Source organism: Tessaracoccus sp. MC1865 (assembly GCF_017815535.1).
In the GTDB taxonomy this organism is placed as follows: domain Bacteria; phylum Actinomycetota; class Actinomycetes; order Propionibacteriales; family Propionibacteriaceae; genus Arachnia.
Genome location: NZ_CP072596.1, coordinates 699426 through 714429, shown reverse-complemented (window position 1 = coordinate 714429; position 15004 = coordinate 699426). Strand labels below are relative to the sequence as shown.

10 protein-coding genes are annotated in these 15004 nt (G+C 68.0%); 3 read left to right on the top strand and 7 right to left on the bottom strand.

Going from position 1 to position 15004, the window contains the following annotated elements:
* The first annotated feature begins 88 nt into the window (after nucleotides 1–88).
* Entirely contained in the window at nucleotides 89–1252 is a 1164-nt protein-coding gene (rhaI, locus tag J7D54_RS03125; protein WP_182762203.1) for an L-rhamnose isomerase, read from the top strand.
* 4 nt (nucleotides 1253–1256) lie between these two features.
* Nucleotides 1257–3734 (top strand): FGGY-family carbohydrate kinase, encoded by a 2478-nt coding sequence (locus tag J7D54_RS03120; protein ID WP_182762205.1) that lies wholly within the window; start codon nucleotides 1257–1259, stop codon nucleotides 3732–3734.
* 27 nt (nucleotides 3735–3761) lie between these two features.
* Here the strand turns inward: J7D54_RS03120 and J7D54_RS03115 are convergent, their stop codons facing one another.
* The 6 genes from J7D54_RS03115 to glmU form a co-directional block, all read right to left on the bottom strand.
* The gene (locus J7D54_RS03115; RefSeq protein WP_182762208.1) at nucleotides 3762–4346 is read right to left on the bottom strand and encodes an NUDIX hydrolase; all 585 of its coding nucleotides are present in this window, start codon (nucleotides 4344–4346) and stop codon (nucleotides 3762–3764) included.
* Nucleotides 4343–5854, bottom strand: coding sequence for a hypothetical protein (locus J7D54_RS03110; RefSeq protein ID WP_182762210.1), 1512 nt, complete (start codon nucleotides 5852–5854; stop codon nucleotides 4343–4345). The genes J7D54_RS03115 and J7D54_RS03110 overlap by 4 nt, the downstream gene beginning before the upstream one ends.
* Before the next feature lie 27 nt (nucleotides 5855–5881).
* Complete coding sequence (locus tag J7D54_RS03105) at nucleotides 5882–8296, bottom strand: ABC transporter permease (RefSeq protein WP_182762212.1); 2415 nt, start codon at nucleotides 8294–8296, stop codon at nucleotides 5882–5884.
* Nucleotides 8296–9042 (bottom strand): ABC transporter ATP-binding protein, encoded by a 747-nt coding sequence (locus tag J7D54_RS03100; protein ID WP_182762213.1) that lies wholly within the window; start codon nucleotides 9040–9042, stop codon nucleotides 8296–8298. The genes J7D54_RS03105 and J7D54_RS03100 overlap by 1 nt, the downstream gene beginning before the upstream one ends.
* Before the next feature lie 760 nt (nucleotides 9043–9802).
* Nucleotides 9803–10780: a ribose-phosphate diphosphokinase gene (locus J7D54_RS03095; protein ID WP_076060027.1), complete on the bottom strand. Its 978-nt coding sequence runs from the start codon at nucleotides 10778–10780 to the stop codon at nucleotides 9803–9805.
* A gap of 5 nt (nucleotides 10781–10785) precedes the next feature.
* Nucleotides 10786–12264, bottom strand: coding sequence for a bifunctional UDP-N-acetylglucosamine diphosphorylase/glucosamine-1-phosphate N-acetyltransferase GlmU (gene glmU / locus J7D54_RS03090; protein ID WP_182762215.1), 1479 nt, complete (start codon nucleotides 12262–12264; stop codon nucleotides 10786–10788).
* A gap of 271 nt (nucleotides 12265–12535) precedes the next feature.
* Between glmU and J7D54_RS03085 the strand changes: the two genes are divergently transcribed.
* Nucleotides 12536–12784 carry a hypothetical protein gene (locus tag J7D54_RS03085; protein WP_182762216.1) on the top strand — a complete coding sequence of 83 codons (249 nt, stop codon included), beginning with the start codon at nucleotides 12536–12538 and terminating at the stop codon, nucleotides 12782–12784.
* Here J7D54_RS03085 and J7D54_RS03080 read toward each other — a convergent pair.
* Complete coding sequence (locus tag J7D54_RS03080) at nucleotides 12781–15003, bottom strand: PAS domain S-box protein (protein WP_182762218.1); 2223 nt, start codon at nucleotides 15001–15003, stop codon at nucleotides 12781–12783. The genes J7D54_RS03085 and J7D54_RS03080 overlap by 4 nt on opposite strands.
* Nucleotide 15004 lies beyond the last annotated feature (1 nt).

Below are 15004 nucleotides of genomic sequence, written 5' to 3'. Positions count from 1 at the left end.
TCACAGAATTTCTTGACCTTGTCCCGCGCAGATCGTATCCTGTGAGTACATTCGTTGAAACGATTCAACACACCGCAAGGAGGCGGCTATGTTCGAAGAAGGCATCAGCGCGCAATTGGCAGCGCAGGCCATCGAGGTTCCGTCGTGGGCCTACGGTAACTCAGGCACCCGGTTCCGGGTGTTCGGCACCCCCGGGACCCCGCGCAACGTCCACGAGAAGCTGGCCGACGCGGCGCAGGTACAGAAGTACACCGGCCTCGCGCCCAAGGTCTCCCTCCACTACCCCTGGGACAAGGTCGACGACTGGAAGGGCCTGCTGGAGTACGCCGAGGACCTCGGTGTCGGCATCGGCACCATCAACTCCAACACCTTCCAGGACGACGAGTACAAGTTCGGCAGCCTCGCGCACCACGACGCGGGCGTCCGTCGTCGCGCCATCGAGCACCACCTCGACTGCATCGAGGTGATGAACCAGACCGGCTCCCAGGACCTCAAGATCTGGCTGGCCGACGGGACCAACTACCCAGGCCAGGGCGACCTGCGCCGCCGCCAGGACTGGCTGGCCGATTCCCTCGCGGAGATCTACCGGCACATCGGCGAGAACCAGCGCCTCGTGCTGGAGTACAAGTTCTTCGAGCCGTCGTTCTACCACACCGACGTGCCGGACTGGGGCACCTCGTACGCCCACGTCTCCGCCCTCGGTGAGCGCGCCTTCGTTTGCCTCGACACCGGCCACCACGCCCCGGGCACCAATATCGAGTTCATCGTCGCCCAGTTGTTGCGCCTCGGGAAGCTGGGGTCGTTCGACTTCAACTCACGCTTCTACGCCGACGACGACCTCATCGTCGGAGCCGCGGACCCGTTCCAGCTCTTCCGCATCCTGTGGGAGGTCAAGCGGGGCGGCGGATTCGACGCCGAGAACGGCGTGGTCTTCATGCTCGACCAGTGCCACAACATCGAGGACAAGGTGCCGGGACAGATCCGCTCCGTGCTCAACGTGCAGGAGATGACCGCCCGCACCCTGCTGGTCGACACCGACGCTCTCGAGGCGGCCCAGGAGGCGGGCGACGTGCTGGGCGCGAACGCCGTGCTCATGGACGCGTTCTACACCGACGTGCGGCCTGCGCTGGCGCAATGGCGGGAGAGCCGGGACCTCCCGGCCGACCCCATGAAGGCGTTCGCCGACAGCGGCTACCTCGCCAAGATCGCCGAGGAGCGCGTCGGCGGTGCCCAGTCGAGCTGGGGAGCCTGACCCCATGAATGCGGTCATCTCGGTCGACCTGGGCGCCACCAGTGGACGGGTCGTACTGACACGTTTCGACGGCGCGCGCGCCGAACTGACCGAGGTGCACCGCTTCTCCACTGCCGCCCACAGCATCGACTCCGGGCTCCGGCTCGACGTCGTGGCCCTGTTCGATGAGATCCAGACCGGCATCGGCCTGGCGATGGCGGCGGCCCACGGGGACGTGGCCGCCGTCGGCATCGACTGTTGGGCCGTCGACTACGGCCTCTTGAATGAGGAGGGGCTGCTCGACCTCCCGTACAACTACCGCGACGAGCGCACCGCTGAAGGCCGCGCCGTGGTGGAGGCGGTCATTCCGCACCGGGAGTTGTACTCCCGCACCGGGCTGCAGGACGTGGTGTTCAACACCATCAACCAGTTCGGGCACGACCTCTCAACTGGCCGGCTCGAGCGGGCCACCGGCTTCCTGATGCTGCCCGATCTGCTGGGCTTCTGGCTGACCGGGCGGGCGGTCGCCGAGCGAACCAACGCTTCCAGCACCGCGCTGCTCGATCCGCGCACCGGCCGGTGGGACTGGGCGGTGATCGACCGGCTGGGACTGCCGCGCCGCATCTTCCCGGAGCTGGTCGAGCCCGGCACCGTGCTTGGTGACATCATCACAGGTCCCGCCGCCGGCATCCCGCTCGTCGCGGTGGGTTCGCACGACACTGCCTCCGCCGTCGTGGGCGCCCCGCTAGAGGACGACGGCGACGTGTTCATCTCGTCCGGCACCTGGTCCCTGGTCGGCATGGAATTGTCGGCGCCGGTGTTGACCGAGGAGTCACGGCTGGCGAACTTCACCAACGAGGGCGGGGTCGACGGCACCGTCAGATACCTCAAGAACGTGATGGGCCTCTGGGTCATCTCCGAGGCGATCCGCCACTGGGACTCGCAGGGGCACCGCCACTCCCCCGCCGCCCTGGCGCAGGCCGCCCGCCGCGTCACGGACGCGCCCGTGTTCGACGTCAACCACCCCTCACTTCTCCCGCCTGGCAACATGCCGGCCCGGGTCAAGGCGCTCCTGGGAGGCGACGAACGTCTCGACGACCCCGCCTTCTTCACCCGCTCCGTCCTCGAATCGCTGGCCGCCGCCTACGCCGACACGATCGCGGAACTGGCGCACCTGACCGGCCGCCGGCCGCGCCGCGTCGTCATCGTCGGCGGTGGCTCTGCAAACACCCTCCTGAACCAACTGACCGCGGACCGCACGGGGCTGCCCGTACTTGCCGGGCCCGTCGAGGCGACCGCCATCGGCAACTCGCTCATCCAGGCCCGCGCCGTCGGCCTGCTCCACGGCTCCCTCTCCGAACTGCGAAAGATCTCGATGATGTCCACCGACCTGACCTCCTACCAACCCTCCCCCGAGCGGCCCGTCGGCCTGTTGCGTGAGATCGTGACGCTGTCCAACGAGTTCGGCGCCGACCCGGCCTTCACCCGGGCGGGCGGCGGCAACTCGTCGGTGAAGTCCGGCGGCGTGCTCTGGATCAAGCCCAGCGGTGTCTCCATGGCCACGCTCAGCACCGACGACCTGGTGCCGCTCGCCGTCGACGTCCTCAACAGCGCCCTCGCAAGCCCGGATCCGGACCCCGCGCTCGGCGACCCGGTCAACCACCTGGCCACCCTGGCGAGGCTCGACGACGGGCCCCGCCGGCCGTCGGTGGAGATCCTCTTCCACGCCCTCATCGACGACACGTTCGTGCTGCACACCCACCCGCTGCTCATCAACGCGGTGACCTGCAACGCCGACGGCGAGGAGCTGACCCGCCGGCTGTTCGGCGATCAGGTCCTCTGGGTGCCCTACGTCGACCCCGGCCTGCCGCTGGCCAGGGAGATCGCCGCACGCCGCGCCGCCTACACGGAGCGCACCGGCCGGCCCGCCCCCACCACCACGTTCCTCATGAACCACGGCCTCATCGTCTCCGGCGACGACCCGGACCAGGTGCGCAGCGAGAGTCACCGCGTCATGCGACGGGTGCAGCAGGCCGTCGACGCCGCCACCGGCGGCCTGCCGGCGGTCGCCGAGGCGTTCCGCACCGCTCTGGGCGTCGAGTTCACGGCTCTGGACAGCGGCGAGGTTGCCGTCGGCTTCCCGTCCACCGAAGCCGGGGCGAGGTTCCTGCACGAGGGCCCGCTGATCCCGGACCAGATCGTGTACTCCGGCTCCTTCCCCCTGGTGTTGGCCGAGGGCGACGACGCCGAGGCCGCCGTGCGCCGGCACCGCGAGCAGCATGGTGTCGCCCCGGTCATCGCGGTGGTCCCCGGCCTGGGCGTGATCGCCGTCGGTGCCGACCAGAAGCAGGCGCAGACAGCGTTGGAGGTGTACGTCGACGCGTTGACTGTCGGACGGGCGGCCACCGCCCTGGGCCGGGTGCGGGCCCTCGACGAGCGTGAACGCCGGTTCATCGAGAACTGGGAGGCAGAGGCCTACCGCAAGCAGGTCGCCACCGAGTAGCTACATCCGCCACTCTGTGGAGGTTCGTCAGTCGGCGGCCAGTAGATGGTCCATGGAGCCAAGTGCACCAGAGGTGGCAGCCAGAGCCAGCGCCGAAAGACTGATGCCATCGCGCAGGTGACCACTGACGACCAGTGCGGGCAGGCCAGCGACGGGAAACCAGCGCGCCTCCAGAACTTCACCATCGGGTGTCGACCAGGGCCCATTGCTCAGAGTGACCGCCACTACCGCCACCTCGTTGGCCAACAGCCCAGAATCCGGGTAGACGGATCCCAGCGAACGACCCGACTCCGTCGGAAGACCGGTCTCCTCGGTGAACTCGCGACGAGCGGCCGCCACCATGTCTTCATCAGTCCTTTCGGCGATGCCGCGAGGTAACTCCCAGAGCGTGACGCCCGGTATGGGCCTGATATGCCGCACCAGCAGCACCTCCGTGGCTGCTGCCCGCCGGATCGCCAAGGCGACCGCTCCAGCGGCCTCCTGCTGCCCCTGGATGACCCGATACAGACGGTAGCGGTGCCCTGCATCTTCCCGCAGCTGGGAGTCGACTCTCAGATCCCGATCAATGGCAGACCACTCGTTGTGCCATAGCAGCGGGTGTTCGTCCGTCATGTGTGGATCCTGTCGATGAGCGTGATGTTGAGAGTTGCCGTCAGCGCGCTGGGACGCAGCCGGATGATGTTGCCGATCTCGTCCCACGGCAGGCCCGCCAGAGCCCCGACCATGGCGCTCCCGACAAGCACCGCAACTTGTTCCGTTCGACTGAGGTCCACCACACCGGGCACCACCGCGAGGAAGGCAACCAGCAGCGCGACCAGGGTGAGGGCGCCGACGCGCACGGCGTTGCGGACGATACGGGGCCGGCGGCGCGGAACGCTCGAGACCGCCTCCCTGGTAGCTAGGGCAAGATCCATCATTGCTGAGGAGTCTCGTGCCCGGATGCGGGAAAGCACCCCCGAAGAGGTTCGAGTCAGTTGCCTGTAGACACCCGGGTCGATCTGGCGAAGGTGGTCCAGGATCTCCCCGTCGATGCGCATTGCGCCGCTGAGCTCAGCGCCAGCCGACCGCGCAGGAATGGCGTCACGGATTCGCTGCCACAGGTCCCGGTCAGGCTTTTCGAGGCCGTAAGCACGGCGCAGCGGGTCCGCGCCCTTACCTCCTGCATCAGCTGCTTCCGCGAAGGCCACCAGCATGGCACCGTCACGTCTAGCGATCGCCCGGTAATAGCCTCTCGACCACAGCTCCAATGCAAACCGCATCTCGCGGGCTTCCGAATGGGTGAAGTCGCGGGGTCGACCCCCACCGCCCTCTCCCGATCCACCCCACCTCTCCAGCGCACGGGAGGCCAGCTCATCGAGCGCCACCTTGCGCACCTGCGTCTCCAGACCTGAGACGTCGCGCGCAAGGGGAACAAGATCTTCTTCGGGGAAGCCCAGCGACCTCAGCTCCTCGCGGTGCCCCTCCAGGATGGGGATGCCACCCCGCCACACTCCAACGGTCAGTCTGTCTCGCAGAAGAGCGTCCGCCCATTCATCCTGGGCCTTGGCGATGAGATGCATCATCTCTCTGAGAACTTCGGTCATGGGATGCAGTCGGTCCCGGAAGCCAGTGCCCGGAAACCAGTGGGGACCAGCCGGTGGGAGCAGCCACGCATTGCCCTCCTTCGACCCGCATACGGCCATCATCGCTGAGGATGATGCCTGAAACTCGGCGGAGCGGACATGCCCGAGCTGAATATCCAAGAAGGCCTCGACTGCCCTACGTACCCGCGCAGCTTGTGCGGCACCGATGGCCATCCCGGAGTTGAGCAGGTCGAGCGCTGAGAGGTCGAAACCCTCGGGTGCGCTACCCGTCAGTCTTATGGGAAGTGACGCGCCCTGTTGAAGACCGAGTTCAGCTCCGATGCGGTCCGGCCCGAGGGCCAGGAAGAAGATGCCGTCGAAAAGTTGGTTCCGGTCGAGTTGAAGATCCTCACCGAGCAGCACTGCAGTGCGAAGCATGGCCAACAGCTGATCGGTTGCCTCCGCAGAGCCACGCTCGCGCCAGAGACGCGCTTGGGCGACCGAGTCGAAGTTTGTCACTATGACCTTGCCGCGACCCTGATTCGCACCATCCCCCATGCCGCAATGCTACTGCCCAGAGGCACCTCAGTCGGCGGCCAGCGCCTCCGTCGGGGACGCGCCGGCCGCCTTCTGACCGGGCAGCAGCGAGGCCAGGACGGCCGCCACCAGACAGACGGCGATGAGCCCGGCGGTGTACAGCGCGTCGATCGAGAAGTGCAGCTGGACGTTCTCGCCCGGCATCATCAGGAGCGTCGACGACACCCCCAACCAGCCGAAGAACATGCCGGCCACGAGCCCGATGAGCACCCCCACCCCGACGAGGGCGAGGGCCTCCACCAGCAGCATCCAGCGCAGGCCGGAGCGCTGCATGCCGAGGGCGCGGAGCAGCGCGGACTCGCGCTGCCGCTCGATCACCGACAGGCCCAGCGTGTTGCTGACGCCCACCAGGGCGATGATCATCGCCACGCCCAACAGGCCCGTCAGCACGATCAGCATGACGTCGAGCACCTGGTTGAGCACCAGGATCGCGCCAGCTCCGGACGCGCCGAAGAAGGCGTCGGGCACCGTCTCCAGGACCTTGATCACCTGGTTGATGGCCTGCAGGTCGCCGCGGTCCTTCAAGGTGATCCAGATCTCGCGCTCCACGGGGTCGCCGGCCAGTTGCTCCAGCGTGGCCGTGCTCACCGAGGCCTGGTAATACTCGAGGCCGGCGCCCGTAACCACCTTCAGCGTCACGTCGCCGTTGGCACCGGGCAGGGTCACCGTGTCCTGGCCCTGGGCGAGCAGGCTCCCCTCCGAGACGACCACCTCGCCGTCCTGCGGATGGGCGTCCTCGGCGATGCGCTTGCCGAGTTCCCGCAGCAGGCCGTTGCGATCGAAGGCCACCACGTCGTTGTCCAACTGTTTCGCCGGCAGGGTCCGCACACCCGCGACACCCTCCATGCCCTCGAGCCGTTCGATGAGGTCGGCCGGCACCTCATCGTCGGCGAACGAGACGGTGAAGTCGACGGGGTACGTGGCGTGGATGGATTCCGTGCCGGAGGTGCGGGCCGTCGCCAGCGCCACCTGCAGCGTCACGATGAGCCCGACGGCGAGCATCAGCGCGGTGGCCGTCGCCGCGGCGCGCTTGGGGTTGCGGGCGGCGTTGGTGAAGGCGAGTCTGGCCGTCGGACCCGTCCTGCCGAAGACGGCGCCCAGCAGCTTCAGCAGCGGCGGGACGAAGAACGGGGCCGCCGCGAGCACCGCGACCGTCAGGAACGCGCCTGCACCCACGGCCCACAACACGCTCCATTCGGTGTTGATGCGGCTCATCACGACGAGGAAGACGCCGATGGCCGCGGTGAGGGCCACGAGGATGGTCCGGATGAGGCCGGCCCGCCGTGCCTGGGCTTCGGTCGGCACAGCCTGCAGCGCCTCGAGCGGTTTCACCCTCGACGCCACGATGGCGGGCGCGATGGCCGAGATCATGGTGGCGGCGACGCCTGCGAGCAGCGCGATGAGCAACTCGCCCCAGCGCACGTCGAGGCCCCAGTAGAGCGAACCCGTGATGGAGCCGCCGATCAGGGCCACGCCGAAGCCGAGCGCGATGCCCAGGACCGAGCCGACGACACCCAGCAGCAACGACTCCACGACGATGCGTCCCATCACCTGACCCGGCGAGGCGCCCACGGCCCGCAGCAGGCCTACCTGCCGACGGCGCTGCGCCACGAGGATGGCGAAGGTGTTGGCGATGGTGATCATGCCCACGAGCAGCGCGACGACGCCGAAGGTCTGCAGCAGGTACGTGAAGATGTCGAACTGGTTCGTGAGGTCGTCGAGCTGCGTCTGCCGCTCGGCGTCCGCCGTCCGCACGGTGATGTCGGGGTCCAGGGAGGCCGCGGCCTCGGAGACGCCGTCGAAGGCGTCGGCGGCGGAGGCCCGGTCGTCGAGGACCAGTGCGTAATCGGTGCTCACGTACTCCGGGCCGAACTGCAGGTAGCCGACGGTGGACCACAGGGAGGCGGGGTCGTCGGTCGCGCCGACGATGGTGAAGGCGGTGGCGGAATCGTGGTCCGGCGAGACCGAGTCACCGATGTCGGCGCCCAGCGAATCGAGGCCGGCGCGCGACAGCACGATCTCCTGCTCAGAGGTGGGCCACCTGCCGTCGACCAGTTCAGACCACTGGAGGTCTGCCGGCGGCACGCTGTACAGCATGCTCACCTCTGACCTGTCGCCGAAGTTGAGGATGGTGGACTGGCCGAACGGCACCTCGTGGACGGCGCGCACCTCGTCGACCCCCTCGAGGGTGTCGACGAGCTCGGGCAGTTCGAGGCCCAGCGTCGTGACGAAGAGGTCCGCGTTGGCCAGCGGCATGGTGGTGGACTTACCCAGCGCCGTCTGCTCGGAGTTGACGAAGACGGAGATGGCCGCGATGAAGCCCACGCTGATGGCGATGGCGATGAGGGTGGCCACGAACCGGCCGGGATGAAGCCTCAGTTCAGAGACGGCTTGACGCCACATCAGGCCACCGCCTGCTGCAGGAAGGAGCTGACGCCCTCGGCGGTGGGCTGGGCGATGTCGGCGACGATGCGGCCGTCGAGCAGCATCAGCGCCCGGTCGGCGTACGAGGCGGCGCGCGCATCATGGGTGACCATGATGATGGTCTGCCCGTGCTCCTGCGAGCAGAGCTGCAGGTATTCGAGCAGCGCGGTACCGGTCTTCAGGTCCAGTGCGCCGGTGGGTTCATCGGCGAAGATCACCTCGGGGCGGGTCACCATGGCGCGCGCGATGGCGACGCGCTGCTGCTGGCCGCCGGAGAGCTGCGATGGGCGGTGGGTGAGGCGGTCGCCGAGGCCCAACGACGCGACGACCTGCTGGAAGAACGGGCGGTCCACCCTCTTGCCGGCCAGTTCGAGCGGCAGCAGGATGTTCTGCTCGGCGGTGAGGGTGGGCAGGAGGTTGAAGCTCTGGAAGACGAAGCCCACCTTGTCGCGACGGATGCGCGTCACGCTCTTCTCCGGCAGCCGCGCCAGGTCGTCGGTGCCGACGAACACCGAGCCGGACGTCGGACGGTCGAGGCCCGCCATGCAGTGCATGAGGGTGGACTTGCCGGAGCCGGACGGACCCATGATGGCGGTGAAGGAACCGGGCTCGATGCTCACCGAGACGTCGTTGACCGCGACGACTTGCCGGTCGTCGGAACCGTAGACCTTCGTGAGGTGGTGGGCGCCGCACGCAGGATGCGAGGCGCGCTGGGATTGCGTCATGGGGTGTCCTTCCAGAGGTTTCGCCGACCAACCTATTGAGGCCGCCGCACCCGGGGAATCCACCCCGTCCCGCCTCGCACGTCGCAGGTATGAGGCCCCGGTCAGACCAGGGTCGTGGAAGACCCCGAGGCAGCCGAGGGTGCGCGGTGGGCGTGTAACAATCTTTCGTGTTTTCGTGAGAGATGGAGTCTATTTCGTCCCGTCCGGGCCCATAGTGCTAACTCAAGGACGGTTCACCCGGCCTGGATGAAAACGGGATAGGGTCAATCAACGGCCGAAAGGACAGGTAATGCCAGAAAGAAACACGCAGCGATCCTGCGTTGGCTCGCCTCCAGTGGCGCGACAGACATCAGCCTGAGCTGCCAGGAGTCGTCGTTATCCGGCTCCGTGGTTCTGGACCGCTGCCTGACGGAAGTTCCTTTCGCCTGGCTGGTGGAGTTGGCCGTTCACTGTCGCCTCCACCTCGCAGTCGATCACTGTGACCATTCAGCGGAGGCCGCCAAGCGGTTCGCCAACCTGGCCGTGCTCACCCACCGCATCCGGCTCGACGGAGGCCCCGGCGCCGGCGCGCAGGTCTTCTACACCGCGCCCCCCGTCACGGACCCCGATGACCTGACCGGCAGGCGCCCCAGCCGTCCTGGCACCTCGCGGCACCTACGCCGAGCGGCTCGCCGTGGCGCTGGCGTCACTCCCGGAGCCGTCGCCCCTCACTCTGAGCCGCTGAACCGGGACGTACCCTTCACAACGCAACGGGAGGACCTCAGGCCTGGCCACCGAAGAGCGATGTGACGGAGCCGTCGAGGAACACCGCGTCGATCGCCTTGGCGATCAGCGGGGCGATGGACAACACGGTGAGGTTCGCGATGGGCTCCGGGGTGCGGAGGGGCAGCGTGTTGGTCACGATGATCTCGTCGATGCCGGAGGCGTTGAGGCGCTGGGCGGCGGGGCCGGAGAACACGGCGTGCGTGGCCGCCGCGATGACCTGCTTGGCACCGCGTTCCTTCAGCGCCTGGGCAGCTTGTGCGATGGTGCCGGCGGTGTCGATCATGTCGTCCACGAGGAGGCAGATCTTGCCTTCCACGTCGCCGACGACCTCGTGCACGGCGACGGTGTTGGCCTTGTTGGGGTCGCGGCGCTTGTGGATGATAGCCAGCGAGCAACCGAGGTAGTCGGTCCACAGGTCAGCCAGGCGGACGCGGCCGGCGTCGGGAGACACGATGGCCATCTCGGAGGTGTCGTACTTCTCCTGGACGTACTCGCTGAGCACGGGCAGACCCCAGAGGTGGTCCACCGGGCCGTCGAAGAAGCCCTGGATCTGGGCGGCGTGCAGGTCCACCGACATGATGCGGTCCGCGCCGGCGGCCTTGTACAGGTCTGCCACGAGGCGCGCGGAGATGGGCTCGCGGCCCAGGTGCTTCTTGTCCTGGCGGGCGTAGGGGTAGAACGGGGCCACCACGGTGATGCGCTTGGCCGAGGCCCGCTTGAGCGCGTCCACCATGATGAGCTGCTCCATGATCCACTCGTTGACCGGAGCGGTGTGCGACTGGATGACGAACGCGTCGCAGCCACGGACGGACTCTTCGAACCGGACGTAGATCTCGGAGTTGGCGTAGGTCAGAGCGCGGGTTGGCACCAGCGGGCAGCCCATCAGGTTCGCCACCTCCTCAGCGAGCTCGGGGTAGGCGCGCCCGCTGAACAGCATCAGGTGCTTGTCGTTCTTGGCGATCTGGTGGGACATGTGGCTCAGGCCTTCTTTTCTCGGGACTCGATCACTGCCGGATGGATGGTGCCGTCGCTTTCAGCCGCTGCTGCGGCCTGCTTGGAATCCGGACGACCGCGGGTCATCCAGCCCTCGACGTTGCGTTGCCTCCCCCGGGCCACGCCCAACGCGCCCGCAGGCACGTCGTCCGTGATCGTAGACCCAGCGGCCACCAGCGCGCCAGCGCCGACGTCGACGGGTGCCACCAGGACGGAGTTCGATCCGACGAAGGCGGCCTTGCCGACGTGGGTGGTGGACTTGTGGACGCCGTCGTAGTTGGCGAAGATCGTGCCGGCCCCGATGTTGGCCCCTTCGTCGACGATGGCGTCGCCCACGTAGGACAGGTGCGGGATCTTGGTCCCGGCCCCGATCTGCGCGTTCTTGGTCTCGACGAAGCTGCCGATCTTGCCGTCGTCGCCCAGGATCGTGCCGGGCCGGAGGTAGGCGAAGGGCCCCACGGTGGCGCCCTCACCGATCACGGCGAACGATCCGTGCGTGCGGATCACTTCCGCGCCGGGGCCCACCTCGACGTCCATCAGGCTGCTGTCGGGGCCGATGATGGCGCCCTCGCCGATGGTGGTGGCACCCATCAGGATGACGCCGGGGTGGAGCAGCACGTCGGGCGCGAGGTCCACGTCGACGTCGATGAAGGTGGACGCCGGGTCGATCATGGTGACGCCCTTGAGCATCCACGAGTCCCGGATGCGGCGCTGCATCTCCTGGTTGATGCGGGCCAGCTGGATGCGGTCGTTGACGCCCTCGGTCTGCCAGACGTCGTCGACGAGGTGGGCGCCGACCCGCTGCGACCGCTCGTGACAGAACTTCACGACGTCCGTGAGGTAGCGCTCGCCCTGGTTGTTGTCGGTCTTGAGCGATGCCAGGCCCTCGCGGAGGCTGGCCGCGTCGAAGACGTAGATACCGGAGTTGATCTCCGTGATGGCGCGCTGTTCCTCCGTGGCGTCGCGGTCCTCGACGATGCCGGTGACCTCGTCGTCCTCGCGGATGATGCGTCCGTAGCCCGTGGGATCCTCGACGCGCGAGGTCATGACGGTGACGGCGTTGCGGCGGCCACGGTGGACAGCGACGAGTTGCCGCAGCGTGTCGCCGGCCAGCATCGGCACGTCAGCGTAGGTGACGACGACGTCGCCCTTGATGTCGCCGAGGCCGGCGAGCCCGCACTCCACGGCATGCCCGGTGCCGAGCTGTTCCTCCTGAACGGCGGTGGTGAGCTGCTCGGACAGCTGCTCCAGATGGGCCACCACCTCTTCGCGCTGATGCCCGACGACCACGACGAGTCGCTCCGGGTCCAGCGCGGCCGCGGCCGACACCGCGAAGCTCAGCATGGGTTTGCCGGCCACTTCGTGGAGGAGTTTGGAGGTCTTGGACTTCATCCGCGTCCCGCCACCCGCGGCGAGCACGATGACCGCCGCGACCTGCGCGAGCTCGTTGTCAGTGTTGGACACCAGAATTTCCCTTCGACGACGGCCAGGGGGCTCACCCCAGAAACTACCAGCCCGGACGCATGGCACGACACGAAACGACGGGCGCTCCGCGGTGATCTACAGAGCCCTCGATCGGGTATGGACGCTCAGGACGCCACGATGGCGGCTGCCGTCGTCGTGCCGTTGACCGTCCAGTCACTCGCCACTCCGGAATCGCGAGATCGCCCACATTGTGAGGCTGCAGAGAGGAAAAAGGGACGGGGTGACAGGGGTGGGCCGGGATGATGATGGGGTGACAGCCACCGTTCCAGCCAGACCTGACACTGCGAGGAGCAGTGGCCTCACCGCCGCCCACGTCAGGGAACAGCAACATCTCATCGCCACGCACTTCAGCGTCATCGAGGGTTGGCTCGAACTGCTGGCTGACAGAGAGATCGACGCCGCCCTGCGGCAACGTGCGGCCCAGGTGGTGAGAGGCCGCACGGTCCAGCTGAGGCTCGAATTGGAGGCGCTGCTGCACCGACTGGATGGCGGCTGCTAGCGCTGAGCCTCCATCGCCGCGGGAAGCGCGACGACGAACTGGGCGCCGGCCCCGTCGGTGCGGTTGCCGCCGGTCACCCGGCCGCCCATGGCCTCCACCAACGTGGACACGACGTGCAGCCCCAGTCCGTTGCCACCCGAGCTCCTACCCTTCGCAAACGCCGCGAACAGTTCGACCCCCTCCGGGATGGGGGCGCCGTCGTTGCGCACCACGATCTCCACAGTGCGGCCGGGAAGCGACCGCGTGAGGACCTCCACTGAGCCGCCTTCTCCTGCGTGGTGGACCGAGTTCTCCACTAGGTGCCGCACGATGGTGTCGAGGCCCTCGGCCGAGGCGGTCGCCACCACCCCCGACGTGGGCGACACCTCCAGGCGGCGGCCCTCCGCCAGGCCACGGTAGTCGGCAGCCACTGCGGCGGCGACGATGGCCACGTCCACCGGGCCCACTTCCATGACGTCGGCCTGAGCGAGGAAGGCCGATTCGTTCATCAGGCCCTTGACTTGGGCCACCAGAGACGTGGCGTTGCGGCGGATCGCCCCGATCGCCTCGTCGCGGACAGTCGGCGGCAGGTCGTCGAACGTCTTCTCGAGGATGCCGGACCACCCCTCCACCACGGACAGATGGGTGCGCAGGGTGTGTTCCACCCGGGCCAGGTAGTCGGCATGGCGTGCGGTGCGGCGCACGCGGGCCTCTGCGGCCCGGTGGGCTCCCGTGATGTCGACGGCGCTGCCGCGTACCCGCAGGCTGCCATCCCGAGGGTCGGTCGCCGTGGCGACCCGCCCGCGGAGACGCTTGAGTTCACCGTCGGCGCAGCGGAGGTCGAACTCCACGTCCGCCTCCACGCCGCCGGCGAGCGCGGATTCGATGGCGGTGATCACCCGTTGCCGTTGGGCCTCGACGATCGGGTCGGTCAACTCCTCCATCGTGGTGGTTTGGCCCGTGACCGGCAGCCGGTAGATGCGACGCAGCTCGTCGGACCATTCGAAGCGGCCGATCCGAGGGTGGTAGGTCCAACTGCCGGCGTTGGCGAGCCGCTGGGCCTCGGCCAGCTCTTGGCGGCTGTACTCGAGGTTGTCCAGGACAGTCTGCTGGCGCGTGACGTCACGGAGAATCACGGTGACGTGGCGGGCGTCCCCTCGGCTCCACACCGCCATGGAGTATTCGCCTGGGAACGTCGTGCCGTCGCGGTGAAGCAGGCGCACCCGGTGGGTGCGGGACGCCGCCTCTCGCAGTTCCCTGCCGTCGACGTCCCCGAGCCAGCGCTCGACGACGGCCCAATACATCTCCGGCATGAACAGCCGGTAGCTCTGGCCGAGCGCCTCGTGCTCCCCATAGCCGAACATGTCCACGGCGGCCCCGTTCCAGGCGATCACGGTCCCGAAGCGGTCAACGGTGGCGAAGGCGTCAGTAACAGACTCTTTGATCGCCTCGAACATCGCGCGTTCGTCACGCAGGTGGGCACGAACCGCCACCTCGGCATCGATGTCGCGGCAGGACACCGCCCACAGTGCCTGTCCCGAGGCCTGCGAACCGGCCAGGTTGAAACGCACATCCATCCAACGGTAGCTGCCATCGGCGCATCGGACGCGGGCTTCCGTGCGTTGCGGACCCGCCGCGCGCGGGGCTCTCGCCGACCACACCATGGCTGCGTCGTCGGGGTGCATCAGGTACTGCGGACTCGACCCGAGCAGTTGCTCCGACCGCCAGCCCAGGATCGCTTCGACCGAGGGCGAGACCCATTCCAACGCCCATTCCGTGGTGCACAACACCACGTCGGAGGCATTCTCGGCGAGCAGCCGGTAGCGTTCCCTGGCTTCGTCCGCGGCGACAGAGGCGAGGTGCCGTGCGGTGACATCCGCCCAGCTGATGCTGACGAGGTCGCCCGAGGCCCTGGTGGCACGCACGTCGAAGTAGGCGACGCTGCCCAGCATCTCGCTGGCGTATTCCTGCTCCACCAACACGGTTGGCTCGCCCGTCCGCGAGGTTGTGACGAGATGCCCGAAGATGCCGGCGTCCCGGAGACCGGGGAGAATCTCGAGCAGGCCGACGCCGAGCACGTCCTCGCGCGCCACCCCCCAGGCGTCGAGAGCTGTCTGGTTGACCAGGAGCACCACGAAGTCGGCGATGCTGTCGTCTGCGTCACGCACGGGTTCGGCGAGCACATGCAGGTCGATGAGCCCGTCGAGGGCGGCGGTGAGGAGGCTCTCGGTGGTGCTCACC